The 25,855-nt window shown below is 73.3% G+C and carries 21 protein-coding genes; 15 read left to right on the forward strand and 6 right to left on the reverse strand.

The genetic code is table 11. The features are described from left to right. Positions 1–105 precede the first annotated feature (105 nt). The 6 genes from ruvC (at position 106) to ABD158_RS16550 (ending at position 5,749) form a co-directional block, all read left to right on the forward strand. A complete protein-coding gene (gene ruvC / locus ABD158_RS16525; protein ID WP_344008723.1) occupies positions 106–663 on the forward strand; it encodes a crossover junction endodeoxyribonuclease RuvC in 558 nt (185 codons plus the stop codon). After that, positions 660–1,259: a Holliday junction branch migration protein RuvA gene (ruvA, locus tag ABD158_RS16530; protein WP_344008704.1), complete on the forward strand. Its 600-nt coding sequence runs from the start codon at positions 660–662 to the stop codon at positions 1,257–1,259. Before ruvC ends, ruvA begins: the two co-directional genes overlap by 4 nt. 16 nt (positions 1,260–1,275) lie before the next feature. Beyond that, complete coding sequence (gene ruvB / locus ABD158_RS16535) at positions 1,276–2,331, forward strand: Holliday junction branch migration DNA helicase RuvB (protein WP_344008724.1); 1,056 nt, start codon at positions 1,276–1,278, stop codon at positions 2,329–2,331. A gap of 76 nt (positions 2,332–2,407) precedes the next feature. After that, the gene (yajC, locus tag ABD158_RS16540; RefSeq protein WP_344008705.1) at positions 2,408–2,770 is read left to right on the forward strand and encodes a preprotein translocase subunit YajC; all 363 of its coding nucleotides are present in this window, start codon (positions 2,408–2,410) and stop codon (positions 2,768–2,770) included. After that, complete coding sequence (locus ABD158_RS16545) at positions 2,767–3,336, forward strand: adenine phosphoribosyltransferase (protein WP_425573224.1); 570 nt, start codon at positions 2,767–2,769, stop codon at positions 3,334–3,336. The genes yajC and ABD158_RS16545 overlap by 4 nt, the downstream gene beginning before the upstream one ends. Before the next feature lie 160 nt (positions 3,337–3,496). Next, positions 3,497–5,749 carry a RelA/SpoT family protein gene (locus ABD158_RS16550; protein WP_344008725.1) on the forward strand — a complete coding sequence of 751 codons (2,253 nt, stop codon included), beginning with the start codon at positions 3,497–3,499 and terminating at the stop codon, positions 5,747–5,749. A gap of 36 nt (positions 5,750–5,785) precedes the next feature. Here the strand turns inward: ABD158_RS16550 and ABD158_RS16555 are convergent, their stop codons facing one another. The 6 genes from ABD158_RS16555 to ABD158_RS16580 are packed head-to-tail and all read right to left on the reverse strand — an operon-like array spanning position 5,786 to position 13,592. Beyond that, a complete protein-coding gene (locus ABD158_RS16555; protein WP_344008707.1) occupies positions 5,786–8,326 on the reverse strand; it encodes an OpgC domain-containing protein in 2,541 nt (846 codons plus the stop codon). After that, positions 8,323–8,742: an ATP-binding protein gene (locus ABD158_RS16560; protein ID WP_344008708.1), complete on the reverse strand. Its 420-nt coding sequence runs from the start codon at positions 8,740–8,742 to the stop codon at positions 8,323–8,325. The genes ABD158_RS16555 and ABD158_RS16560 overlap by 4 nt, the downstream gene beginning before the upstream one ends. Continuing rightward, positions 8,742–9,071, reverse strand: coding sequence for an STAS domain-containing protein (locus ABD158_RS16565; protein WP_344008709.1), 330 nt, complete (start codon positions 9,069–9,071; stop codon positions 8,742–8,744). Before ABD158_RS16565 ends, ABD158_RS16560 begins: the two co-directional genes overlap by 1 nt. Continuing rightward, on the reverse strand, positions 9,068–11,032 hold the full coding sequence (locus ABD158_RS16570; RefSeq protein WP_344008710.1) for a glycosyltransferase family 2 protein: 1,965 nt from the start codon (positions 11,030–11,032) through the stop codon (positions 9,068–9,070). The genes ABD158_RS16565 and ABD158_RS16570 overlap by 4 nt, the downstream gene beginning before the upstream one ends. A 17-nt stretch (positions 11,033–11,049) precedes the next feature. After that, positions 11,050–12,324 carry a PP2C family protein-serine/threonine phosphatase gene (locus ABD158_RS16575; RefSeq protein WP_344008711.1) on the reverse strand — a complete coding sequence of 425 codons (1,275 nt, stop codon included), beginning with the start codon at positions 12,322–12,324 and terminating at the stop codon, positions 11,050–11,052. Beyond that, on the reverse strand, positions 12,321–13,592 hold the full coding sequence (locus ABD158_RS16580; protein ID WP_344008712.1) for a DUF349 domain-containing protein: 1,272 nt from the start codon (positions 13,590–13,592) through the stop codon (positions 12,321–12,323). Before ABD158_RS16580 ends, ABD158_RS16575 begins: the two co-directional genes overlap by 4 nt. A gap of 62 nt (positions 13,593–13,654) precedes the next feature. On the opposite strand from ABD158_RS16580, the gene ABD158_RS16585 reads away from it, so the two are divergent. From ABD158_RS16585 to ABD158_RS16625, 9 genes are all read left to right on the forward strand, one after another. Continuing rightward, a complete protein-coding gene (locus ABD158_RS16585; RefSeq protein WP_344008714.1) occupies positions 13,655–14,377 on the forward strand; it encodes an MBL fold metallo-hydrolase in 723 nt (240 codons plus the stop codon). 4 nt (positions 14,378–14,381) lie between these two features. Then, complete coding sequence (gene hisS / locus ABD158_RS16590) at positions 14,382–15,773, forward strand: histidine--tRNA ligase (protein WP_344008715.1); 1,392 nt, start codon at positions 14,382–14,384, stop codon at positions 15,771–15,773. Then, positions 15,770–17,572 carry an aspartate--tRNA ligase gene (gene aspS / locus ABD158_RS16595; RefSeq protein WP_344008716.1) on the forward strand — a complete coding sequence of 601 codons (1,803 nt, stop codon included), beginning with the start codon at positions 15,770–15,772 and terminating at the stop codon, positions 17,570–17,572. The genes hisS and aspS overlap by 4 nt, the downstream gene beginning before the upstream one ends. Before the next feature lie 200 nt (positions 17,573–17,772). Then, positions 17,773–18,780, forward strand: a complete 1,008-nt coding sequence (locus tag ABD158_RS16600) for an ABC transporter permease (protein WP_344008717.1) — start codon at positions 17,773–17,775, stop codon at positions 18,778–18,780. A gap of 94 nt (positions 18,781–18,874) precedes the next feature. Further along, a complete protein-coding gene (locus ABD158_RS16605) occupies positions 18,875–20,656 on the forward strand; it encodes an ABC transporter substrate-binding protein (protein WP_344008718.1) in 1,782 nt (593 codons plus the stop codon). A 156-nt stretch (positions 20,657–20,812) separates the two neighbouring features. Continuing rightward, positions 20,813–21,814, forward strand: coding sequence for an ABC transporter permease (locus tag ABD158_RS16610; protein ID WP_344008719.1), 1,002 nt, complete (start codon positions 20,813–20,815; stop codon positions 21,812–21,814). Then, complete coding sequence (locus ABD158_RS16615) at positions 21,811–22,977, forward strand: ABC transporter ATP-binding protein (RefSeq protein ID WP_344008720.1); 1,167 nt, start codon at positions 21,811–21,813, stop codon at positions 22,975–22,977. Before ABD158_RS16610 ends, ABD158_RS16615 begins: the two co-directional genes overlap by 4 nt. Then, complete coding sequence (locus ABD158_RS16620; protein WP_344008721.1) at positions 22,974–24,188, forward strand: ABC transporter ATP-binding protein; 1,215 nt, start codon at positions 22,974–22,976, stop codon at positions 24,186–24,188. Before ABD158_RS16615 ends, ABD158_RS16620 begins: the two co-directional genes overlap by 4 nt. Before the next feature lie 17 nt (positions 24,189–24,205). Beyond that, complete coding sequence (locus ABD158_RS16625) at positions 24,206–25,582, forward strand: replication-associated recombination protein A (protein ID WP_425573221.1); 1,377 nt, start codon at positions 24,206–24,208, stop codon at positions 25,580–25,582. Positions 25,583–25,855 lie beyond the last annotated feature (273 nt).

Here is a 25,855-nt window from a genome sequence, read left to right on the forward strand (position 1 = left end):
TCCCGGCGTGTCGGGGGCCGACGGCGTCGCCGGGTGCGGCTACCGTCTGCGAACAGGTGTTCGGACGAGCGGGCACGGCGAGGCGGAGGCGGTGCGATGCGCGTCCTGGGGATCGACCCGGGCCTGACCCGGTGCGGGGTCGGCGTCGTCGAGGGCGACGTCGGGCGGCCGCTGCGGCTGGTCGACGTCAACGTCATCCGCACCTCCGCCGGCGTCCCGGTCGCCACCCGCCTGGTGACGATCGAGGCCGGCATCGCGGAGTGGCTCGAGGAGTACCGCCCCGACGCCGTGGCGGTGGAGCGGGTCTTCGCCCGCTCCGACGTCTCGACGGTCATGGGCACCGCGCAGGCCAGCGGCCTGGCGCTCGTCGCGGCGGCCAAGCGCGGCCTCCCGGTGGCGCTCCACACCCCGAGCGAGGTCAAGGCCGCCGTCTCCGGCAACGGCCGCGCCGACAAGACGCAGGTCGGGCTCATGGTGGCCCGGATCCTGCGCCTCCCGGCCCCGCCGAGCCCGGCCGACGCGGCCGACGCCGTGGCGCTCGCGATCACCCACATCTGGCGGGGCGGGGCCCAGTCCCGCCTGGCCGCCGCGGCCGAGGCCGCCCAGAGCAGTCGAGCCGGTGACGCCCGCGTCGCCGCCGCACGGAAGGCAGGACGTCGATGATCAGCAGCGTGCGGGGGAGGGTCCTCGCGGTCGGCCTCAGCAGCGCCGTGGTGGAGGTCGGCGGGGTCGGGCTGCAGCTGTCGTGCGCCCCCGGGACGCTCGCCGGGCTGCGTGCCGGCGAGGAGGCGACGCTCGCCGCCAGCCTCGTGGTCCGGGAGGACTCGCTGACGCTGTACGGCTTCGCGACCCCCGACGAGCGCGACTGCTTCGAGCTCGCGCAGACCGCCTCGGGCGTCGGGCCCAAGGTGGCGCAGGCGATGCTCGCCGTGCTCGGCCCCGACGACCTGCGCACGGCCATCGCCACCGAGGACACCAAGACGCTCACCCGGGTGCCGGGGATCGGCCAGAAGGGCGCCCAGCGGATCATCCTGGAGCTCAAGGACCGGATCGGGCCCCCGGTGGGGACCGCAGCCTCCCCGGCCGCGGCGCCGCCGGTCGACGCCTGGCGCGCGCAGGTGCTCGAGGGCCTCGTCGGGCTCGGCTGGTCCGCGCGCGAGGCCGACAAGGCCGTCGGCGCCGTCGCCGACCAGGCCGGACCCGAGCCCGACGTCGCCGCGCTGCTGCGGGCGGCGCTGCGCACCCTGAGCCGGAGCTGACGGGGCCGTGGAGGAGATCGACCACGAGGACGCGGAGTCCACCCACCTGCGCTCGCTGGTGACGGCCGAGGCCGACGGCGACGAGCGGGCGGTCGAGGCCGCGCTGCGACCGAGGACCCTCGACGAGGTCGTCGGGCAGCAGCGGGTGCGCGAGCAGCTGGGTCTCGTCCTCGAGGCCGCCCGTCGCCGTGAGCGGACCCCCGACCACGTGCTCCTCTCCGGGCCGCCCGGGCTGGGCAAGACGACGCTGGCCATGATCATCGCCGCCGAGATGAGCGCCCCGCTGCGGCTGACCAGCGGACCGGCGCTGACCCACGCGGGCGACCTCGCCGCGATCCTGTCGGGGATGAACGAGGGCGACGTGCTCTTCGTCGACGAGATCCACCGCACGGCGCGACCGGCGGAGGAGATGCTCTACATGGCGATGGAGGACTTCCGCGTCGACGTCGTCATCGGCAAGGGACCGGGCGCGACCGCGATCCCGCTCGAGATCCCCCCGTTCACGCTCGTCGGGGCGACCACCCGCGCGGGGCTGCTCCCCGGCCCGCTGCGCGACCGCTTCGGGTTCACCGCGCACCTCGAGTTCTACGAGCCCGCCGAGCTCGACCTCATCGTCCGGCGCTCCGCGGACCTGCTCGGGGTCGAGGTCACCCGCGACGGCTCCGCCGAGATCGCCGGACGCTCCCGCGGCACCCCGCGCATCGCCAACCGCCTGCTGCGCCGTGTCCGTGACTGGGCGCAGGTGCGCGCGGACGGCGTCGTCACGCTGGAGGCCGCGCGGGCGGCCCTCGACCTCTACGAGGTGGACGAGTCCGGCCTCGACCGGCTCGACCGGGGCGTCCTGGACGTGCTGTGCCGTCGGTTCGGCGGCGGGCCCGTCGGGGTCTCGACGCTGGCCGTCGCCGTGGGGGAGGAGCGCGAGACCGTCGAGGAGGTCGCCGAGCCGTTCCTGGTGCGCAACGGCCTGCTCGCCCGCACCCCCCGGGGCCGCGTCGCGACCCCCGCCGCCTGGGCCCACCTCGGCCTCACCCCACCGCCCGGGACCGGCGACACCGCGCTCTTCGACGGCTGAGGCCGCGGGGATGCGGGGGGCGGACAGCGGTCTCCTAGACTCACCAGGTCCCTGACGTCACCCGAAAGGTCCCATCGTGGGCGAGGCCGCCTCCTTCCTGCCGCTCGTGCTCATCGTGCTGGCGTTCTACTTCCTGCTGATCCGGCCGCAGTCCAAGCGCGCCAAGGCGCAGCGCCAGATGCAGGCCGAGCTGGCCCCGGGCTCCTCGGTGATGCTGACCTCCGGGATCTTCGGCGAGCTGACCCGCACCGACGACCCGGAGCGCGTGGACGTGCGGGTCGCCGACGGCGTCGTGCTGACCGTCGCCCGCGCCGCGATCGCCAACGTCGTGCCCGAGCGCGCCCCGCTCGAGGCCACCGACCCGGTCGACCCCGCCGTCGAGGCCCGCGCCGACGGCCGCGAGCCCGGCGAGGACGTCCCGGGCCGCCGGGAGCTCTGAGCGTGAGCCCCTCCGCTGCCGGCGCGCTCGAGCGCGCCCGCGAGGCCATGGCGCGCCTGGTCGTCGACGTCCCCGACTTCCCGAGCCCGGGTGTCGTCTTCAAGGACGTCACGCCGCTGCTCGCCGACCACGAGGCGCTGACGGCGGGCGTCGCGGCGCTCGCCGAGGCGGGCCGCGACGACGACGGGGCGACCACCGTCGACGCCGTGGTCGGCATGGAGGCCCGCGGCTTCCTGCTCGCCGCCCCGGTGGCGCTCGCCCTCGGCGCGTCCCTCGTGCCGGTGCGCAAGGCCGGCAAGCTCCCGCGGGCCACGCACGCCGTCTCCTACTCCCTGGAGTACGGCGAGGCCACCCTGGAGATCCACACCGACGCGCTGGCCCCGGGGTCGCGGGTGCTGCTCGTCGACGACGTGCTCGCGACCGGCGGGACGCTGCGCGCGACCCGTGAGCTGGTCGAGGCCTGCGGGGCCGAGGTCGCCGCCGTGGCGATGCTCATGGAGCTCACCTTCCTCCCGGGCCGCGAGGCGCTGGGCGAGGTGCCGCTCACGTGCCTGACCAGCGTGTGAGCACCCCTACACTGGTGGGGTGGACGAGCACCCGGGCGACAGCGGCTCCCGCAGGGGAGCGCTGACGGCCGAGCCCGTCGACGCGACCCCGGCCCCGCCGACGCGCGGCCCGGCCGGGCCCCGACCGACCGGACCCGCGCCGGTCACGTCGGCGCGCGGGATGCGGGCCCGCCTCGCGCGCATCGGCACCCGCAGCTCGGCCAGCGACACCAACCCGGTGCTGGACCCGCTGTTCAAGGCGGTCCGGGCCAACCACCCCAAGGCCGACCTCGCCCTGCTCGAGCGGGCCTACACGACCGCCGAGACCATGCACGGCCCGCAGATGCGCAAGAGCGGCGACCCGTACATCACCCACCCCCTCGCGGTGACCACGATCCTCGCCGAGATCGGCATGACCGAGCCGACCCTGGTCGCGGCGCTCCTCCACGACACCGTCGAGGACACGCCGTACACCCTCGAGCAGCTGCGCAAGGACTTCGGCGACGAGGTCGCCCAGCTCGTCGACGGCGTCACCAAGCTCGACAAGGTCAAGTACGGCGACTCCGCCCAGGCCGAGACGCTCCGCAAGATGATCGTGGCGATGGCGCGTGACATCCGGGTCCTCGTCATCAAGCTCGCCGACCGTCTCCACAACATGCGCACGCTGCGCTACGTGAAGGCCGAGACGCAGGAGCGGAAGGCCCGCGAGACCCTCGACATCTACGCCCCGCTGGCCCACCGGCTCGGCATGAACACCCTCAAGTGGGAGCTCGAGGACCTCGCGTTCGCGACCCTGCACCCGAAGATCTACGACGAGATCGTCCGCCTGGTCGCCGAGCGCGCGCCCTCGCGCGACCAGTTCCTCGCGCAGGTCATCAGCGAGGTCTCCGCCGACCTCAAGGCGGCCCGGATCACCGCGAAGGTCACCGGCCGGCCGAAGCACTACTACTCGATCTACCAGAAGATGATCGTCGGCGGCCGGGAGTTCTCCGACATCTACGACCTCGTCGGCATCCGGATCCTCGTCGACGCCGACCGCGACTGCTACTCCGCGCTGGGCGTGCTCCACTCGCGCTGGAACCCCGTGGTCGGCCGCTTCAAGGACTACGTCGCGCTGCCGAAGTTCAACATGTACCAGTCGCTGCACACGACGGTGATCGGCCCGCAGGGCAAGCCCGTCGAGCTGCAGATCCGCACCTTCGGCATGCACCGTCGCGCCGAGTACGGCGTCGCGGCGCACTGGAAGTACAAGGAGAACACCCGCGCCGGCGTCGACACCGAGCGTCGCACCGAGGCCGGGACGGCCCCCGGCGACGACATGACGTGGGTCAAGCAGCTGCTCGACTGGCAGAGCGACATCGAGGACCCCGGCGAGTTCCTGGAGTCGCTGCGCTTCGAGGTCAACCAGACCGAGGTCTACGTCTTCACCCCGCGCGGCGACGTCATCGCGCTGCCCGCCGACGCCACCCCCGTCGACTTCGCCTACGCCGTGCACACCGAGGTCGGGCACCACACCATCGGCGCCCGCGTCAACGGACGTCTGGTGCCGCTGGAGTCCCGCCTCGACAACGGCGACGTCGTCGAGGTGTTCACCTCCAAGGCGGCCAACGCCGGCCCGTCGCGCGACTGGCTCGGCTTCGTGAAGTCGCCCCGGGCGCGCTCCAAGATCCGCCAGTGGTTCACCAAGGAGCGTCGCGACGAGGCGATCGAGCGCGGCAAGGACCAGATCGCGCGCCTCATGCGCAAGGAGGGCCTGCCCCTCAAGCGCCTGATGAGCCACGAGACGCTCACCGAGGCCGCCACCCACTTCCACCTCAGCGACGTCACCGCCCTCTACGCCGCCGTCGGCGAGGCCAACCTGTCCGCGCAGGCCGTCGTACGACGGGTCATCGAGCTGCACGGGGGCGACGACGGGGCGGCGGAGGACCTGGCGGAGGCCGTCACCATCACCGGCCGCCGGGGGCGGTCGAAGGCTGCCGCCGCCGGTGACCCGGGCGTCATCGTCGCCGGGGCGCCCGACGTGTGGGTCAAGCTCGCCAAGTGCTGCACCCCGGTGCCGCCCGACCCGATCCTCGGCTTCGTCACCAAGGGCGGCGGCGTCTCGGTCCACCGCGGCGACTGCACCAACGCCCGCTCGCTGACCTCCCAGCCCGAGCGCCTGCTCGAGGTCGAGTGGGCCCCGACGGCGCAGTCGATGTTCCTCGTCAACATCCAGGTGGAGGCCCTCGACCGGGCCCGGCTGCTCTCGGACATCACGATGGCGCTCTCCGACGTCCACGTGAACATCCTGTCGGCGTCGCTGTCGACGACCCGCGACCGCGTCGCCAAGAGCCGGTTCACCTTCGAGATGGCCGACGCCAAGCACCTGGACTCGGTGCTGCGCGCGGTCCGCACGGTGCCGGGCGTCTTCGACGCCTACCGCGTCACCCAGTGAGCCGCCGGTCGCCACCCGGTGGGGGAGCGGCCGCGCTCAGGCGGGGATGATCTTCGCGAGCACCTTGTAGCGGACCATCAGCCAGATCACGCCGAGCACCACGGTGTGCACGACCAGGCCCTGCCACCAGCTGGTGCGGTCGAGGCCCGGCACGTTGCCGACGGCCAGCACGAAGAAGACGTGCACGATGAACACGTACAGGCTGACCCGGCCGAGCGGCACGAGGAACCACCCGGTCGCGGCGGCGATCGGCTTCCACACGCAGGTGAGCAGGGCGTAGGCGACGACGACCACCAGCGCCAGGTCGAGCAACCGGCCGGGCTGCAGCTCGGTGCGCTGGTAGAGGTTCGGGTAGAGCCAGTCGTAGGCCGGGCCGTGCTGCAGCCACAGCACGCCGAGCGTGGCGGCGTAGGCGCCGAGGGCGAGGGCCACGAGGACCCTGCCGGCCCGCGACGTGAGCGTCCGGGTGATCTCGCGGCGGTAGCGTCCGACGACCAGGCCGACGCAGAACGGCACCTGCCACACCGCGAGCGGGAACACGTCGTCGAACTGCGAGGGCAGCAGGTCCAGGCCGAGCCAGCGGCCCAGGCCGTACAGCCCGGCGCTGCCCAGCAGCACCGCCCACCAGAAGCCGCGCTGGACGGCCCACATCAGCGCCGGGACGAGCAGCGAGAGCACGACGAACAGGCCCATGATGTTGAAGACCCAGGGGCCCATCTCGAGCAGGAGCAGCTGCCGCACGGCGTACCAGGGCGGGGGGTAGTCGAACAGGCGCGGGGCGTTGACGTAGAGGTCGTAGACCTGGCCCGCGGCCTGCGGCCCGGCGGAGCCCGTGCCGCGGTCGGTGAAGGTGGTGACCACCGAGGCGTCGACGAACGGCACCAGCGAGATCAGGTAGACGAGGACCACCACGACGAGGGCGGTCAGGTACTGCTTGCGGGCGCGCAGGAGGGCCTGGACCGCGGCGACGTACTCGCCCTGGCGTCGCACGGCGACCGGGTAGACCATCCCGAGCACGATCCCGGACAGCAGCACGAACAGCTCGGCGCCGGTGATGGCGCCGATCGCGTTGCGGGCGACGTAGCTGTAGGGCCCGGCGACCTCGATGTGGGTGACGACCACCGCGCAGATGATCCAGCCGCGCAGCAGGTCCAGACGCCGGTCGCGGGGGTCGTCGGGGGTCGGGTAGCGCCACGACGGCACGAACCGCCCGGCCAGCCCGGCCAGCAGCAGACCGACGAACGCGGCCACCACGAGGGCGGTGATCCACCCCATCTGGTCGCCGGCCTCGATGCCGTCGGTGAGGTACTGGTTGGTCGCCTCGTTGGAGGCCTCCTGGTCGATGACCCGGGTGACCGGGCCCAGGTCGACGCCCGCGGCGCGGAGGTCGGTCCGCAGCGCCTCGGCGAGCCGCCGGGTGTGCGTGACCCGCCAGTCGACGACGGTGTCGCCCGTCTCGGCCTCCGCGCGGCGCACCTCCAGCCAGGTGATCAGCGCGATGTCGGGGTACGCGGCCGCGGTGTCGGGGTCGACGACCTGGCGCCACCACGTCCGCTTGATGTCCTCGGGGCTGTCGTCGCCCGAGGCCTCGGGGTCGTAGAAGGCGCCCGTGCGCACCGTCATCGGGAGGTCGTAGGCCTGCGAGAAGCGGTCGTAGAAGCTCTCCCGGAGCCGGTCGTCGCCGTAGCCGGCGGCCTCGTCGAGGCGGTCGGCGTAGGCGCCGGGCACGGGGACCGTGTTGGTCTCCTCGTCGATGCCCTCGGTCTCGGTGTCGGTCTCGCCGTCGTCGAGCCGGATGCCGTAGTGGTAGACGCTGAGGCCCACCCAGTCGACCGCCTCGGGGCCGGGGAAGTAGGGCCCGTACGGGTCGTCGGCGGCGTCGACGAGGCCGTCCCCGGTGGTGTCGAGCCGCTCGAGGTCCCGGGAGCCGAGGCCCTCGATGCGCCCCGAGCTGCCGGTGAACGGGTAGCCGGAGCCGTACGACGGCGCCCACAGCATCGCCGCGTCGGGGGCGCCGGCGTGGACGACGTCCGCCAGCTCGCGGAACGCGCCGACGTACGCCGAGGGCTCCTGACCCCACGGGGTCCAGGACGCGTTCATCTCGGGGGCGAACCGGACGAGCACCGTCGAGTCGTACTGCTCGTGCACGTCGACCAGGACGTCGACGAGGTCCTGCGCGTCCTCGGCGGTCAGGTCGTCGAGCGCGACCGCGGGCTCCAGCGTCAGCTCGGCCAGCGCGCCCTGCTGGGCGGCCTGCTGGGCGAACTGCTCGACGACGGTGACGTCGGCCGCCCCGAGGGGGTAGGCCACGAGCTGCGCGTACGCCGAGGGGCGGGCGCCGAGGCGGTCGGCGTACTGCGCGGCCGAGTCGTCGGTCCAGTCGAGCTGGGGACCGAAGTAGGGCCCGCCCGAGGGCGCCGGGACCGGGTCGGCGGCGGGGACGAGAGGGGCGGCGGGGGCCGCCTGGGCGGTCGGGGTCGCGGGCACGAGGGTGAGCAGGAGCGGCACGAGGAGGGCCGCCACGAGTCCGAGGAGCCGGCCGGCGCGGCGGTGCGCGGGGCGGGGGGAGAGGGTCACGGTTCGCTCCGCTCGCAGCGCAGGGTCCAGTGGTTGACGGCGCCGTCGCGCCGGTAGACGGCCTCGTCGACGACCGCGAGCACGAGCGCGAGCCCACGCCCGCCGACGGCGTCCGCGGGCGGCATCACGGCCCCGGCGAGGTCGACCTCGAGCGGCGCGCCGGGGTCGGTGACGTCGACGACGACGGCCGCCGCCTCGACGCTGACCCGCACCTCCAGGTCCGCGTCCGGGGCGCCGACGAGCGCGTGCTCGACGACGTTGCCCACGACCTCGACGAGGGCAGTCTCCACGCGGAGGCGGTCGCGCGCCGACACGTCGGGCGCGGCCTGCCACACCGCGACGAGCTCCGCCGCGACCGCGTCGACGCTCTCGACCCGGCCCGGGAGCCGCATCGATCGCACCAGGGCGGGCTCCATCAGAACGCGCTCTCCACGCTGTCCCGCGGGCGCAGGACCTTGTCGAGGTTGGTCAGCGACAGGATCGTGGTGACCTGCTCGGTGGGGGCCGCGAGCCGGAGGTCGCCGCCCGCCTGCCGGGCCGACTTGAGCCCGGCGATGAGCGCCCCGAGCCCGGAGGAGTCGACGAACCCGGTGCCGGACAGGTCGACCACGATCCGCGACGTGCCGCCGCCGATGAGGTCGGCGACGTGGCCGGAGAACCGCTTCGCCGAGACCATGGTGAGGCGGTCGAGCGGCCGGACGACGCCGATGCCGTCGTCGGTGACGGTGACCTCGAAGTCGCTCACGTGGTGCTCCCTTCGGTGGGGCCGCGGTAGAGCACGGCCTGGATGACGACGCTGAAGATGACGAGGTCGTAGACGACCCACGCGATGTTGGCCCAGACCCCGAGGGGGTCGGCCTGGCCGACGGCGAGGCGCACCAGCCCGAGCAGCACGGCCACGACGAGGGCGCCGATGACGACGAGCTGGGGCTTGACGAGGTGCCACTGCGGTCCGTCGGTGACGGGCCGCTCCTTCGGCGTCACGGAGAAGTCGAGGTGGCGCCCGAGGACGACGTTGCCGAACGCCGAGGTGACGGACTTGATCCAGGTGGGGAAGAGCACCAGGGAGTACTGCTGGCCGCGCCAGGTCGGCACCCCCTTGCCGACGACGAGGAACAGCAGCTGGTTGACGAGGAGGAACGGGATCAGCCGGACGAAGAACTCGCTCGACAGCGACTGCACCGGCAGCACCCCGAAGGTCAGGTAGACGACGGGTGCGGTGACGTAGACGACCGCGGCGAACCCGGACAGGTAGCTCCACATCGTCGCGAAGTACATGAGGCGCTGCGGGACCTTCAGGCCCCGGACGAGCAGGGGGTTCTCCCGCAGCATCACCTGCATCGTGCCCTGGGCCCAGCGCAGCCGCTGGGTGAGCATCGACCCGAGGTCCTCGGGCGCGAGCCCGTGGGCCAGCACCTCGTGGTGGTAGACCGAGCGCCAGCCGAGGGCGTGCAGCCGCATCGCCGTGGCCATGTCCTCCGTGACGGAGATGGTGGCCAGCGGCATGACCGGCTGGGCCTCGTCGTCGCGGCTCATGTCGACCGCGCCGATCAGGGTGCGGACCGTCTCGAGGGCCCCGAGCGGCGACCAGGCCCGCCGGGAGACCCGGTCGAGCGCCACCTCGTCGAGGACGGCGAGCGGGCTGGACTCCCCGGCGATGGCGCCCTCCAGGCCGGCGATGACCTCGAGGTCGGCGCGGACGGCGGTCAGGTCCTCGGCGACGAGGCGGTCGGTCACGGCGTCGATGCGCTGCTGGAAGCCGTAGGTCACGTCGGCCAGGGCGACCCCGGCGTCGAGCTCCGCGCGGGCGCCGCGGACCTCGGCGGCCACCTCGTCGATCGCCGACCGCAGCCGGTCGTCGTCCTCGGCGAGGTCGCGGCGCGCCGACGCGAGCACGCGGTCGGAGGTCCGCAGGGCCCGGCGTACGGCGGTCTCGACCTCCCGGGCGTAGCGCGAGACGCCGAGCTGCATGAGCGCCTCGCGGCGCAGCACGGCGTTGGAGCCGCAGAAGAACGCCGCGTTCCAGCCGTCCTTGCCCTGCTGGATGGGTCCGTAGAACAGGGGCGCCTGGCTGCCCAGCGGGTCGTGGTCCGGCACGTTGACGAAGTACTGCGGGGTCTGGACGAGCGCGACGTCGTCGTCGGTGAACCAGCCGAGGGTCCGGTCGAGGATCTCGGGCGTCGGCACCTGGTCGGCGTCGAGGATCAGGAGGAACTCGCCGTCGGTCTGCATCAGGGCGTTGTTGATGTTGCCGGCCTTCGCGTGGCGGGGCCGGTCGACCCAGTCCGCGCTGCGTCGGATCCAGCCGATGCCGTGGGCCTCGGCCCAGTCCCGCAGCTCGGTGCGCGAGCCGTCGTCGAGGATCCAGGTGCGGTGGGGGTGGTGGATGTCGCGCGCGGCGAGGGCGGTGCGCTGCACGAGGTCGAGCGGCTCGTTGTAGGTCGTGACGAACACGTCGACCGTCGCGCCGGGCGGGGGTGGCGGCGCGTCGCCGCGCCGCTTCACCTTCCAGACGGTCAGCCCGAAGAGCAGGGCGTCGATGATGCTGTAGGTCTCGGCGAGGATCAGCGGCACCGCGATCCACCAGGCGCTCCAGTTGACGGAGAACAGCCAGCGCCACACGACGTAGTTGACGCCGAGCACGACGGTGAGCAGCACCGCCACGCGGATCAGCCACTGGGGTGCGGGGGAGGGGGCCCGAGACACCCTGCGACCCTAGGTACCTACAACCGTTCTGTACGGCGAATCGCGAGAACGGTGACGTCGTCGCGCGCGGGGTCGTCGTCGGCGAGGGCGCGCACCGCCGTCATCAGGCCCGCCGGGTCCGCGGCGCCGAGCGCCAGCCGGGCGATCTCGTCGAGGGACTCGAGGGTGCCGCCGAGCAGGTCGAGCAGGCCGTCGCTGGTCAGCACGAACCAGTCGCCCGGCTCGAGGACGACCCGCGACTCGGCCCAGGTCCCGTCCTCGACGACGCCGAGGGGCAGGCCCTCCCCGTGCAGCCGGACGACCTCGCCGGACGCGCGGCAGACCAGGGCGAGGCCGTGGCCGGCGTCGACCCAGCGCAGCTCGCCGCGCTCGGGGTGCACCCACCCGACGAACCCGGTGACGAAGGCGTCGCTCGCCGCCAGGTCGGTGACCAGGAGCGCGTTGACGGCGGACACGACCACGCCCAGGTCGGCGGGACCGCCGGTGCCGCTGCCGGTGCCGGGGTCCGGCCCGTCACGGCGCCCCCGCGCGTACGCCGTGGCCTCGGCGCGGAGCGCCGCCCGCACGGTGGCGGTGAGGATGGCCGCGCCAGTGCCCTTGCCCATGACGTCGGCCAGGGCGAGGAGGTGCCCGTCGTCGCCGAAGCCCGCGTGGTCGTAGAAGTCGCCGGACACCACGGAGGTCGGCAGGCAGAGCGCCGCGGCGTCGTACCCCTCGAGGACCAGCGGCGGCGGCAGCAGCGCGTCCTGCACCGCGGTCGCGCGCTGCGCCTCGCTCTCCGTCGCCAGCTCGGTGTCCACCCACCGGGCCAGCTCCCGCAGGAGCTGGGCGTCGCGGCCGTCCCAGGCCCGCAGCCGGCGGTCCGCCAGGGCGAGGGTGCCGATCGGGGTGCCGTTCGCGTCGTGGACCGGGTGGCCCGCCCAGAAGCGGACCCGGGGCGCCCCGGTCACCGTCGGGGCGTCGGCGTAGGACGGGTCCTCGCGGGCGTCGGGGACCACGAGCACCTCCCCGGACTCGACGCAGGCGAGCGAGAAGTCGTCGGTCGCCGGCGGCTCCGGCACCTGGGGGATGCGCGTGAGCGACTTGAAGAAGGTCCGGTCGCCGTCCACGAGCGTGATCGAGGCCAGTGGCACGTCGAACAGCACCAGCGCCATCCGGGTGAACCGGTCGAACCGCTCCTCCGCCGGCGTGTCGAGCAGGTCGAGCGCGTCGAGACCCCGGCTGCGCCGCTCCGGCCCCGTCGCCGGCGCGGCGGGCCCGGCGCGCCCGACGGGCCCGGAGGGCTGGGTCACGAGAAGTCCGCGGACGCCCGCCTCGCCGCGTCGAGGAACATGCGGCGCGACGCGAGGTCGGACTCCAGACGCTCCGCCGCCCGCTCGTCGCCGGCCGCCCGGGCCTGCTGCTGCTCGGCCTCGAGCGCGGCGATCGCCGCCTCGAGCTTGGCGACCATGTCGCCGGCGCGGGCCGACTTCTCCGGGTCCGACCGGGTCCACTGCTGGTCCTCGACGCCCCGGATGGCCTGCTCCACGGCGCGGAAGCGGCCCTCGAGCGACTTCATCCGGTCCCGCGGCACCTTGCCGGCCTCGTCCCAGCGGTCGGCGAGGTCGCGGAACGTCCGCTTCGCGGCGTCGAGGTCGGTGACCGGCACCAGGGCCTCGGCCTCGGTGAGGATCTGCTCCTTGACCTCGGCGTTGCCCGCGAACTCCTGGTCCTGCGCGCGGTTGGCCTCGTCGCGGGCCGCGAAGAACTGGTCCTGGGCCCCGCGGAAGCGTCGCCAGAGTGCCTCGTCGACGTCGCGCGGCGCCGGGCCGGCGGCCTTCCAGTCCCGCATCAGGTCGCGGTAGCGACCCGAGGTCGGGCCCCACTCGGTCGAGCCGGCAAGCGACTCGGCCTCCGCGGCCAGGCGCTCCTTCACGGCGCGGGCGCCCTCGCGGCGCTGGTCCTGCTCCGCGAAGTGGGCCTTGCGAGCTTTCGTGTACGCGGTGCGCGCGCCCGAGAACCGCTTCCACAGCGCGTCGTCGGTGGGCCGGTCCAGCCGCGGCAGGCCCTTCCACTTCTCCAGCAGGTCGCGCAGGCGGTTCGCGCCGTGGCGCCAGTCCTGGCCGGCGGCGATCGACTCGGCGGTCGCGACGATCTCCTCCTTGCCGGCACGCGCCTCGGCCTGCGCCTGCGCCTTCTCGGCCCGCTTGGCGTCACGCTGGGTGGCGATCACGGGGCCGAGGGCGTCGAGCCGCGCGAGCAGGGAGTCGAGGTCGCCCACGGCGTTGGCGCCCTCGACCTGGCCGCGCACCCGCTTCACCGCGGAGGCCGCCTCCTCGGGGGTCACCACCCCGCCGTTGACCCGCTTCTCGGTCAGGCCCACCTCGAACTCGAGCCCGGCGTACCGCTCGGTGAAGAACGCCAGGGCCTCCTCCGGCGTCCCCGCCGGGTAGGAGCCGACGGCTCGCTCACCCTCGGCGGTCCTGACGTAGACGGTCCCGTCGGAGGCCACACGGCCCCACTCGTGGCTGGCCGCGTCGTGGCCGGACCCCTCGGGGCCGGCACCCTCGTGCGTGGTCACGCGGACGATCCTACTGAGAGGCGGGCCCGGCGGTGGACCGTCCGGTCGGTAGTGTGCGGCGAGTGCTGATCGCAGGCTTCCCCGCCGGCCCCTGGGGCACCAACTGCTACGTCGTGGCGACCGGGGACCGCAGCGAGTGCGTCGTCGTCGACCCGGGCAAGGACGCCGCCGACGGCGTCGCCCAGGTGGTCCGCGAGCGGCACCTCAAGCCGGTCGCCGTCCTCGCCACCCACGGCCACCTCGACCACGTCTGGTCGGTGACCCCCGTCGCCGGGGCGTACGACGCGACCGCCTGGATCCACGCCGAGGACCGGCACCTGCTCGTCGACCCGCTCGCGGGCATGAGCGAGGACACCCGGCTGATGATGCCGCAGCTGCTCGGCGGCGCGGAGCACACCTGGCGCGAGCCGGACGACGTCCGGCTGCTCGAGGACGCGCAGAGCCTGGAGCTGGCCGGGCTGACGTTCACGGTCGACCACATGCCCGGCCACACCCGCGGCTCGGTGACCTTCCGGACTCCGCACCCGGCCGACGGCGTGTCCGAGGTGCTGTTCGCCGGCGACGTCCTGTTCGCCGGCTCCATCGGCCGCACCGACCTGCCCGGCGGCGACCACGCGACGATGCTGCGCACGCTCGCCGACAAGGTGCTGCCGCTGGCCGACGACGTCGTCGTGCTGCCGGGACACGGCGAGCAGACGTCGATCGGCGCCGAGCGTGCCACCAACCCCTACCTGCGCGACCTCGCCGCCGGCGACGACGCGCCTCGAGTCACCCGAGGTCTGTGAACCGATGAGCAAGCCCACCGCCCTCAGCGGCTTCCCGGAGCTGCTGCCCGCCCAGCGAGCGGTCGAGCAGCAGGTGCTCGACACCCTGCGCGAGGTCTTCGAGCTGCACGGCTTCGCCGGCATCGAGACCCGCGCGGTCGAGCCCCTCGACGTGCTGCTCCGCAAGGGCGACACCGCCAAGGAGGTCTACCTGCTGCGGCGGCTGCACGAGACGGCCGAGGAGGGTCACGCCGGGTTCGGCCTGCACTTCGACCTCACGGTCCCGTTCGCGCGCTACGTCCTCGAGCACGCGGGCCACCTCGAGTTCCCCTTCCGCCGCTACCAGCTGCAGAAGGTGTGGCGCGGCGAGCGGCCGCAGGACGGCCGCTTCCGGGAGTTCACGCAGGCCGACATCGACGTCGTGGGCCGCGACGTGCTGCCCGCCCACCACGACGTCGAGGTCACCCGGGTGATGGTCGACGCCCTGCGACGCCTGGACTTCCTGCCCGGCTTCACGCTGCAGGTCAACAACCGCAAGCTCGTCGTGGGGGCGTACGCCGCGCTGGGCCTCACGGAGCCCGCGGTCGTCGACGAGGTGATGCGCCTGGTCGACAAGCTCGACAAGCTGCCGGCCGCCGAGGTCCGCACCCAGCTGGTCGCCGCCGGCCTGGACGACGCGACCGCCGGCACCGTGCTGGACCTGGCCGGGATCGTGACGCCCGACGACACCGTCGCCGCCCGGGTCGCCGACCTCCTCGGCGCCGACGCCGTCGCGGGCAGCCCGCTGCTGGCCGAGGGGCTCGACGAGCTCTCCTCGCTCCTGCGCGGGGTCGCCGACCTCGTGGACGACCGCACCCGCGTGGTCGCGGACCTCTCGATCGCCCGCGGGCTGGACTACTACACCGGCACGGTCTTCGAGACCCGCCTCGACGGCTTCGAGTCGCTGGGGTCGATCTGCTCCGGCGGCCGGTACGACGCGCTGGCCACCGACGGCCGCACGACCTACCCGGGCGTCGGGATCTCCTTCGGCGTCAGCCGGGTCGTGGTCCCGCTGGTCACCCGCACCGGCCTGGCGGCCGACCGGTCCGTGCCCAGCGCCGTCCTCGTCGCGCTCACCGACGAGGACTCCCGCCCCGCCAGCGACGCCGTCGCGGCCGCGCTGCGGGCCCGCCGGATCCCCTGCGAGGTCGCGGCGTCCGCGCAGCGGTTCGGCAAGCAGATCCGCTACGCCGAGCGGCGCGGCATCCCGTACGTCTGGTTCCCGGCACCCCCGGCCGGCACCACCGGCACGACCGGCTCCGGGGCCCACCAGGTCAAGGACATCCGCAGCGGCGACCAGGTCGACGCCGACCCCGCCAGCTGGACCCCACCCACCGAGGACCTGCGCCCCCGCGTGCAGGCGAAGGAGCAGCAGTGATCCGCACCCACGACGCCGGGACCCTCCGGGCCGAGCACGTCGGTCAGACCGTCACCCTCGCGGGCTGGGTCGCCCGCCGCCGCGACCACGGCGGCGTGGCGTTCCTCGACCTGCGCGAGGCCTCCGGCGTGGTGCAGGTCGTCGTCCGCGACGAGGAGGTGGCCGGGGCCCTGCGCAGCGAGTACTGCGTGAAGGTCACCGGCGAGGTCGTCGCCCGCAAGGAGGGCATGGAGAACGCCGCCCTCGCCACCGGCGACGTCGAGGTCGTCGCCGACGACCTCGAGGTGCTCAGCGCGAGCGCCCCGCTGCCGTTCCCCGTCGACGACGCCGCCGGCCACGGCGGCGGCGAGGTGGGGGAGGAGGCGCGCCTGCGCCACCGCTACCTGGACCTGCGGCGGGCCGGGCCCGCCCACGCGCTGCGGCTGCGCAGCAAGGTCAACGCCGCCGCTCGCGGCGTCCTGGCCGGTCACGACTTCGTGGAGGTCGAGACCCCGACCCTGACCCGGTCCACCCCCGAGGGCGCCCGCGACTTCCTGGTGCCGGCCCGGCTGCGCCCCGGATCCTGGTACGCGCTCCCGCAGAGCCCGCAGCTGTTCAAGCAGCTGCTGATGGTCGGCGGCCTCGAGCGGTACTACCAGATCGCGCGCTGCTACCGCGACGAGGACTTCCGCGCCGACCGCCAGCCGGAGTTCACCCAGCTGGACGTCGAGATGAGCTTCGTCGACCAGGACGACGTGATCGCGCTGTCCGAGGAGATCCTGGCCTCCCTGTGGCGTCTCGTGGGCCACGAGATCAGCACGCCGATCCCGCGGATGCCGTACGCCGAGGCGATGGCGCGGTTCGGCTCCGACAAGCCCGACCTGCGCATGGGCCAGGAGCTCGTCGACTGCACCGACTTCTTCGCCGACACCCCGTTCCGGGTCTTCCAGGCGCCGTACGTCGGGGCGGTCGTCATGCCCGGCGGGGCGTCCCAGCCGCGTCGCACCCTCGACGCCTGGCAGGAGTGGGCCAAGCAGCGCGGCGCGAAGGGCCTCGCCTACGTGCTGGTGCAGCCCGACGGCACGCTCACCGGTCCGGTCTCGAAGAACATCAGCGACGCCGAGAAGGAGGGCCTCGCGGCCCACGTCGGCGCCGAGCCCGGTGACTGCGTGTTCTTCGGTGCGGGTGCCCCCAAGACCTCCCGCGCCCTGCTGGGCGCCGCGCGCCTGGAGATCGGCCACCGCCTCGGCCTGATCGACACCGACGCGTGGAGCTTCGTGTGGGTCGTCGACGCCCCGCTGTTCGAGCCCGCCTCGGAGGCCCAGGCCGCCGGTGACGTGGCCGTCGGCTCCGGCGCCTGGACGGCCGTCCACCACGCCTTCACCAGCCCGCAGGACCTCGAGACCTTCGACGTCGACCCCGGCAGCGCGCCCGCGTGGGCCTACGACATCGTCTGCAACGGCAACGAGATCGGCGGCGGGTCCATCCGTATCCACCGCGAGGACGTCCAGAAGCGCGTCTTCGCCGTGATGGGCCTCGACGAGGCGGAGGCGCAGGAGAAGTTCGGCTTCCTGCTCGACGCCTTCGCCTACGGCGCCCCGCCCCACGGCGGCATCGCGTTCGGCTGGGACCGGATCGTCGCGCTGCTGGCCGGCGCGGACTCGATCCGCGAGGTCATCGCCTTCCCGAAGTCCGGCGGCGGCTACGACCCCCTCACCGCCGCCCCGGCGCCGATCAGCCCGGAGCAGCGCCGCGAGGCCGGTGTCGACGCCACCCCCAGGAAGCCCGTCCCCGCGGAGGCCCCGACCGAGCCGGCCTGAGCCGACGCGACCCGCCACCGACCGGCCCCTCCGGGTCGGTCGGGGCTGTGACCTGCGACGACGCCGTTGCCGGATCGTTACCGCGTTGCCGGATCGTTACCGCGGGGGGATCCTCCGGCCGGAATTGCTGATCTAGAGTCGCCGAGGTGCCGGTGGCCGACCGGCACCGGTCATTCGGGTGATCAGGACACGAGGTGAGCATGACCGTTCCGCAGATGGAGGTCACCAGCGAGGTCTCGACCGCGCCCGGTGCCCCGGAGCAGGGACAGAAGGAGATCGCCGGCAAGTCGCCGCTGCGGATCGCGTTCGAGCGCCTGCGCCGCGACTGGGTCGCGATGATCTCGCTCCTCGTGGTGCTGTTCTTCGTCGTCATCGCGATCTTCGCCCCGCTCATCGCCCGGCTGCTCGGCGTCTCCCTCGACACCCCGCTGGCCAGCGAGCGGATCAACCTGATCAACCAGCTGCCGCTCGAGGGGCCGCCGTTCGGCGGCTTCGACCCGGAGCACCCCTTCGGTGTCGCGCCCCGCTCGGGGCAGGACAACCTCGCGGTCTGGTTGTACGGCGCGCGCACCTCCATGGTCATCGCGACCACCGCCGCGGTGCTCAGCACCGTCACCGGCGTCGTCGTCGGGCTGCTCGCGGGCTACCTGGGCGGCGTCGTCGACCGCGTCCTCATGTTCGTCACGGACGTGTTCCTGACGATCCCGTTCCTGCTGGCGGCGCTGGCCCTCTCGCCGATCCTGTCCGACCGCTTCGGCACCAACCCCGAGCTGCTCGGCGAGGTGAAGTTCTACTCGGTCATCGGGATCCTGACGGTCTTCGGCTGGATGACGATGGCCCGGCTGATCCGCGGCGAGGTCCTCTCGATCCGCGAGCGCGAGTTCGTGCAGGCCGCCCGGGTGATCGGGGTGCCGACGTCGGTGATCCTCCGCAAGGAGATCCTGCCCAACCTCGTCGCGCCGATCGTCGTCGCGTTCTCGCTCGCGCTGCCGGCGTACGTCGCCGCCGAGGCGGGTCTGTCCTACCTCGGCATCGGCGTCACCGACCGGCCCTCGTGGGGTCAGACCGTCGCCGGGGCCGTGCAGTGGTTCGAGTCCTACCCGCAGTACCTGTGGCAGCCCGTGATCGGGATCGTCCTGCTGGTGATCGCCCTGAACCTGCTCGGCGACTCGATCCGCGACGCCCTCGACCCCAAGACCCGACGCTGACGCGTCGTCCCCGACCTCGAGGCGCCACCGCGTCCTCGACTCCGGCCCCGGCCACCTGCGCCGCGGTCGACCACCAGAGAGAAGGAAGGCTCAGATGAAGCGCAGCAAGTTCATGGCTGCGGTCGCCGGTGCGGCAGCGATCTCGACGCTGGCGGCCTGCGGCGGCGGAGGTGGCGGCAACAACAACGCGCCGACGACCGACGACGGGTTCCAGGAGGGCGGCGCCGCCGGCGAGCTCAAGGACCCGGAGGCCCAGGGCCCCGCGGACCCGATCGAGGGCGCCGAGGAGGGCGGCACGATCAACGTGCTGCTCCCGTCGCCCGACACCGGTCCGGCGACCCTCGACCCGACCGCCGGCTGGTCGGTGACCGACAACTCCATCCTGCAGAACCTGGTCTTCCGCTCCCTGACGACCTACAAGTTCGACCCGGAGACCGGCGAGATGGTGCTGGTCCCCGACCTCGCCACCGACCTCGGCACGCCGAACCAGGACTTCACCGAGTGGACGTTCACGATCAAGGACGGCATCCGCTGGGAGAACGGCGACCCCGTGACCGCGGAGGACGTCGCCTTCGGCATCAAGCGCTCGCTGGCCGGCGGTGACCTCCAGGGTCCGGGCTCGAAGTACTCCAAGACCTACTTCGCGGGCGCCGAGGACTACAACGGCCCCTACGAGGACGGCGAGAACTACGAGGCCGTGACCGTCGACGGCAACGACATCACCATCGAGATGTCCCAGCCGTTCCCGGAGATGGACTACTGGGGCTCCTTCATGGCCATGGGCCCCGTGCCCTCCGGTCCCGAGGGCGAGCCCCCGGGCTACGGCCAGGAGCCGCTGGCGACCGGCCCCTACAAGGTCGCGTCGTTCCGCCCCGAGGTGGAGCTGGTGCTCGAGCGCAACGACGAGTGGGACCCGGAGACGGACCCCTCGCGCCACCAGTACCCGGACGAGTTCGTGTTCCAGTTCAACCAGGACACGACCACCAGCGACCAGATCATGCTGAGCAACAACGCCGAGTCCGAGACCACGATCCTGACCGCGCTGCAGGGCTCGTCGTACCAGCGGGCGACCGAGGAGCTCGGTGACCGCGTGGTCTCCGCCTCCCAGGCCTGCACCGGCTTCTTCTTCCCGGACTACGACAAGATCACCGAGAAGGAGGTGCGCCAGGCCCTCGCCTTCGCGTACCCCTACGAGGACGCCGCCGCTGCCGGCGGCGAGATCCCGGGCCTGACCCGCACCTTCGGCGAGACCATCCTCCCGCCCGGCATGGCCGGTCGCGAGGAGTTCGACGCCATCGAGGGCGAGACGATGGAGACCAACCCGGAGAAGGCGCGCGAGCTGCTCGAGGCCGCCGGCTACGCCGACGGCGAGTACGAGATCCGCTTCCTGTCGCAGAGCGGCTCCCCGGAGGGTCGCGCCGCGGCCGACCAGATCGCCACGGCGCTCGAGGACGCGGGCTTCAGCACCCGGATCTTCGACTACGACGGCTCGGGCTACGACGTGTGGACCGACCCCGACAACAACATCCACAAGCAGCTGAACGTGCAGCAGGTCGCCTGGTGCTCGGACTGGCCGTCGGGCTCCACCTTCATCCCGGCCCTGTTCGAGACCGGTCAGGAGTACAACACCGGTGGCTTCTCGGAGCCGTCGGTCGACGAGGCCATCTCCGAGGTCTCGAGCCTGCCCGTCGAGGACCAGCCGGCCGCGTGGGCCGAGCTGGACCGCACGATCATGCAGGACTTCTTCCCCGTGATCCCGACCGGCTACTACAACAACCTGTTCGCCTACGGCGAGCGCATCGGCAACTTCCAGAACGACGCCGCCCAGGGCTTCCCGAACTGGCGCGACATGTACGTCGTCCCCGAGGGCAGCTGAGAGTGACCTGCTCGGCCTGAGCAGACGCACCACCCCGTCCGGCCCCTCCCGTCCGCGGGAGGGGCCGGACCCCCGACCACCTCCCGGTCCGGCCGGGGCGCCGCCTCGCGGCGCCCCGGCGGGGCCGGGGCCGAGTCCCCGCGAGAGTGACCCCCCATGTTCGCGTTCGTCGTCAAGCGCCTGCTGTCCGGCGTGCTGGTGCTGGCCGTCATCTCGGTCTCGATCTTCGTGCTGTTCTGGTACGGCCCCCGCAGCCCCGCCCAGGGGCTCTGCGACCGCCGCACCAACAACCGGTGCACCGACGAGTTCCTCGCCGACCTCGAGCAGAGCCTCGGCTACAACAACCCGATGCTCAGCGAGTTCGGCAAGTACGTCGGCGGCATCTTCGCCGGCCGCGAGATCGACCTCGGCAACACCACCGTCGAGTGCGCGGCGCCCTGCCTCGGGCTGTCGTACAGCACCTTCGTGCCCGTCTTCGACGAGCTCGTCGCCCGCCTGCCCGCGACCGTCAGCCTGGCCGTCGGCGCCTCGGTGATCATCCTGCTCGTCGGGGTCACCTCGGGCGTCATGGCGGCCCGCCGGCGCGGCACCGTGGCCGACAAGGCCCTGGTCAGCGCGACGCTGATCATGAGCTCGATCCCCTACGTGCTGTTCGCCCTGCTCGCCGCGCTGTACCTCAACATCGTCAACGAGGTCTTCCCGCAGGCCGGCTACACCCCGCTGACGGAGAACCCGGCGGCCTGGCTGACCGGCCTGCTGCTGCCGTGGCTCGCGCTCGGCCTCTACAACTCCACGCAGTACACCCGGTTCTCCCGCGGCGCGATGATCGAGGCGCTCAACGAGGACTACATCCGTACGGCGAAGGCGAAGGGCCTCGACACCAGGACCGTCACGATCCGGCACGGGCTGCGCGCGGCCCTGGTGCCGATCGTGACCATCTTCGGCATCGACTTCGCCTTCCTGCTGGCCGGCACCATCTTCACCGAGATCATCTTCGGCGTGCCCGGCGTGGGACGCTGGGGGCTCGAGGCGATCCGCATCGAGGACCTCCCCGTGGTGCAGGCCACCGTGCTGTTCGGCGCCATCGTGGTCGTCCTCGCCAACATCACCGTGGACGTCCTGTACAGCGTGCTCGACCCCCGAGTGAGGATCTCGTGACCCAGACCGCGACCACCGGCGCGACCAGCGCCACCGCCGGCGACCGGCTGCTCGAGGTCGAGAACCTCACGGTCAAGTTCCCCACCGCCGACGGTCTCGTCAACGCCGTCACCGACCTCTCCTACGGCGTCGCGCGCGGCAAGACCCTCGGGATCGTGGGGGAGTCCGGCTCCGGCAAGTCCGTGTCGTCGATGGCGGTGCTGGGCCTGCACGACCCGAAGCGCTCGCGCATCGAGGGCTCGATCCGCATCGACGGCCAGGAGGTCGTCGGGCTCTCGGAGTCCCGGCTGCGCCAGATCCGCGGCAACTCCGCCGCGATGATCTTCCAGGACGCCCTCGCCTCGCTGCACCCCTTCTACCGGGTCGGCGCCCAGCTCGCCGAGGCGTACGCCGCGCACCACCCCCGGACCTCCAAGCGCGACTGCCGCCGCAAGGCCGTCGAGATGCTCGACCTTGTCGGCATCCCGCAGCCCGACCGCCGCGTCGACGACTTCCCGCACCAGTTCTCCGGCGGCATGCGCCAGCGCGCGATGATCGCGATGGGCCTGATCAACGACCCGGCCCTGCTGATCGCCGACGAGCCCACGACGGCACTCGACGTGACGGTCCAGGCGCAGATCCTCGACCTGCTCGGCGACCTGCAGCGCGAGTTCGACTCCGCGATCATCATCATCACCCACGACCTCGGCGTCATCGCCGAGATGGCCGACGACGTGCTGGTGATGTACGCCGGCCGCGCGGTGGAGTACGGCCCGACCCGGGAGCTGCTGACCCACCCCGAGATGCCCTACACCTGGGGCCTGCTGTCCAGCGTCCCGGACATCACGGCCGACTCCGAGGCCCGCCTGATCCCGATCCCGGGCAACCCGCCCAGCCTGCTGAACCTGCCGTCGGGCTGCTCCTTCCACCCCCGCTGCGTGCACAGCGACAAGGTGCCTGGCGACCTGTGCCGCACCGAGGTGCCCGACCTCAGCCCGGGCGGGCGGGGCACCGGCCACCTCAAGCGCTGCCACCTGGCGGACCCCGAGGCCATCTACGCCAGCGAGGTGCTCCCCGAGATCGCCCCCGACCTCGTCGACCACCCGGACACCCCCGACCAGCCCACCGGCGACCGGACCGCGGGCGAGCAGCCCACCGGCGAGACCGGACAGGAGCGCCGATGACCGAGCAGGTGCCCGCCACGACGGGCAGCACCCTCACCACGGGCCCCGCCCGCCGGGAGCCGATCCTCGAGGTCGAGGACCTCAAGATGTACTTCCCGGTGAAGTCCGCCGGGCTGGTCCGGCGCACGGTCGGCCACGTGCAGGCCGTCGACGGTATCTCCTTCGAGGTGCCGGCCGGGGGCTCGCTGGGCCTGGTCGGCGAGTCCGGCTGCGGCAAGTCGACCACCGGGCGGATGATCACGCGGCTCTACCAGCCGACCGGGGGTCAGATCCGCTTCGAGGGCACCGACCTCGCGCCCCTCAGCGCGCGGCAGATGCGACCGGTGCGCCGCGACGTCCAGATGATCTTCCAGGACCCGTTCAGCTCGCTGAACCCGCGCCACACCGTCGGCGCGATCGTGGGCAGCCCGCTGCGGACCCACGACATGGTGCCGAAGGACAAGGTGCTGTCGCGGGTCCAGGAGCTGCTCGAGGTGGTCGGCCTGAACCCCGAGCACTACAACCGCTACCCCAACGAGTTCTCCGGCGGCCAGCGTCAGCGGATCGGCATCGCCCGGGCGCTGGCGCTGCAGCCCAAGCTGCTCGTCGCCGACGAGCCGGTCTCCGCGCTCGACGTCTCCATCCAGGCCCAGGTGGTCAACCTCCTGCAGGACCTGCAGAAGGAGTTCGGGATCGCGTTCCTGTTCATCGCCCACGACCTCGCGGTGGTCAAGCACTTCTGCCCCGACGTCGCGGTCATGTACCTCGGCAAGATCGTCGAGATCGCCGACCGCGACAGCCTCTACGACCACCCCAAGCACCCCTACACCCAGGCGCTGCTCTCGGCGGTGCCCGACGTCAAGCAGGCCGCCATCGGCGGGCGCCGCGAGCGAATCCGGGTCACCGGTGACGTCCCGAGCCCGATCAACCCGCCCTCGGGCTGCCGCTTCCGGACCCGCTGCCCGGCCGCGCAGGAGATCTGCGCGCGGGTCGAGCCGCCGTTGATGCAGATCGGTCCCCGCCACAAGGTCGCCTGCCACTTCGCCGGCGACCTGGGCCACCACCCCGACCGGCCCGTGACGGCCCGCCTGCTGGGCGTCGAGGACGACGGCACCCCGGACCCCGGCGGCACGCCGACCGACCTCGGCAACAAGCCGGGCTTCTCCGAGACCTGGTTCGACCTGGACCAGCGGACGGTGACGAGTGCGAGCGGCACGCCCGAGCGCGGCTGAGACGGCGCGCGCGGCCCGTGGCTGACGGGCTGTTCGACCTGCCGGGCGGCGGGGCCCCGGACGCCGGGGGCCCGGCCGGCGGGTCGGGCGGCTCGCTCGCCGGGAACGCGCACGCCTCGGCACCGCTCGCCGTGCGGATGCGGCCGCGGCGCCTCGAGGAGCTCGTGGGCCAGCGTCAGCTGCGCGAGCCGGGCTCGCCGCTGCACCAGCTCGTCGACGGCGACGCCTCGATGTCGCTGCTGCTGTGGGGCCCGCCGGGGACGGGCAAGACGACGATCGCCTCGATCCTGTCGCAGCAGACCGACCGTCGCTTCGTGGAGGTCTCCGCGGTCGCCGCGGGCGTCAAGGAGGTGCGCGCCGCCGTCGACGCCGCGCGCCGCGACCTCGTGGCCACCGGCCGCGAGACCGTCCTGTTCGTCGACGAGGTGCACCGGTTCAACAAGGCCCAGCAGGACGCGCTGCTCCCCGGGGTGGAGAACCGCTGGGTGACGCTCGTCGCCGCGACCACCGAGAACCCGTTCTTCTCGGTGATCAGCCCGCTGCTGTCGCGCAGCCTGCTGCTGCGGCTGGAGTCCCTCACCGACGACGACGTCACCGAGGTCGTCGTGGCGGCCCTGGCCGACGAGCGCGGCCTCGGCGGCGCGGTCGGGCTCGACGACGACGCCCGGGCCCACCTCGTCCGGCTCGCCGGCGGCGACGCCCGGCGCGCCCTGACCTACCTCGAGGCCGCCGGGCGCACCGCCGCGACCCGGGGTCTGGACACCATCGACCTCGCCACCGCCGAGGCGGCCGTCGACGTCGCCGCGGTGCGCTACGACCGGCAGGGCGACCAGCACTACGACGTCACCAGCGCCTTCATCAAGTCGGTGCGCGGCTCCGACGTCGACGCGGCCCTGCACTACCTGGCGCGGATGATGGAGGCGGGGGAGGACCCGCGCTTCATCGCGCGGCGGCTGATCATCCTCGCCAGCGAGGACGTCGGCCTCGCGGACCCGACCGCCCTGACCACCGCCGTCGCCGCGGCGCAGGCGGTGCAGCTGATCGGCATGCCCGAGGGCCGGCTGACGCTCGCCCAGGCCACGATCGCGCTCGCGGCGGCGCCCAAGTCGAACGCCGTGACCACCGCGATCGGCGCCGCGTCCGCCGACGTGCGCGCCGGCAAGGTGGGGCCGGTCCCGGCGCACCTGCGCGACGCCCACTACTCCGGCGCGAAGGACCTCGGCCACGGCGCGTCGTACGTCTACAGCCACGACGCGCCGTACGGGGTGGCGCAGCAGCAGTACGCCCCCGACGTCGTCGCCGACGCCGTCTACTACCGCCCGACCTCGCTCGGCGCCGAGGCCGCGGTCAAGGACCGCTGGGAGCGCGTGCGCCGGCTGGTCCGCGGCGACTAGCCGAGTCGGCGCGACCTCCCGGCGTACGGCGGCCGAGTCGGCGCGAGCTCCCGCCCACGGGCGGGATCTGCTGCCGGCTCGGCGGGCCCCGCGGCGACCGGTCGGTCGCGCCGGTGCCCCGGGTCGGCGGTCCGACCGGCGGGTAGGGTGCGTCGTCATGGAGGCAGGCACGCGGGAGCTGGTGCTCGTGGGGGCGTTCGCTGCCCTCGCGCTGCTCCTGGCGACGGCCGCGCTCGTGGTCGCCGCCCTCGCCGGCGCGGCGGCGCGCCGCGA

Source organism: Nocardioides lentus (assembly GCF_039529515.1).
Taxonomy (GTDB): domain Bacteria; phylum Actinomycetota; class Actinomycetes; order Propionibacteriales; family Nocardioidaceae; genus Nocardioides; species Nocardioides lentus.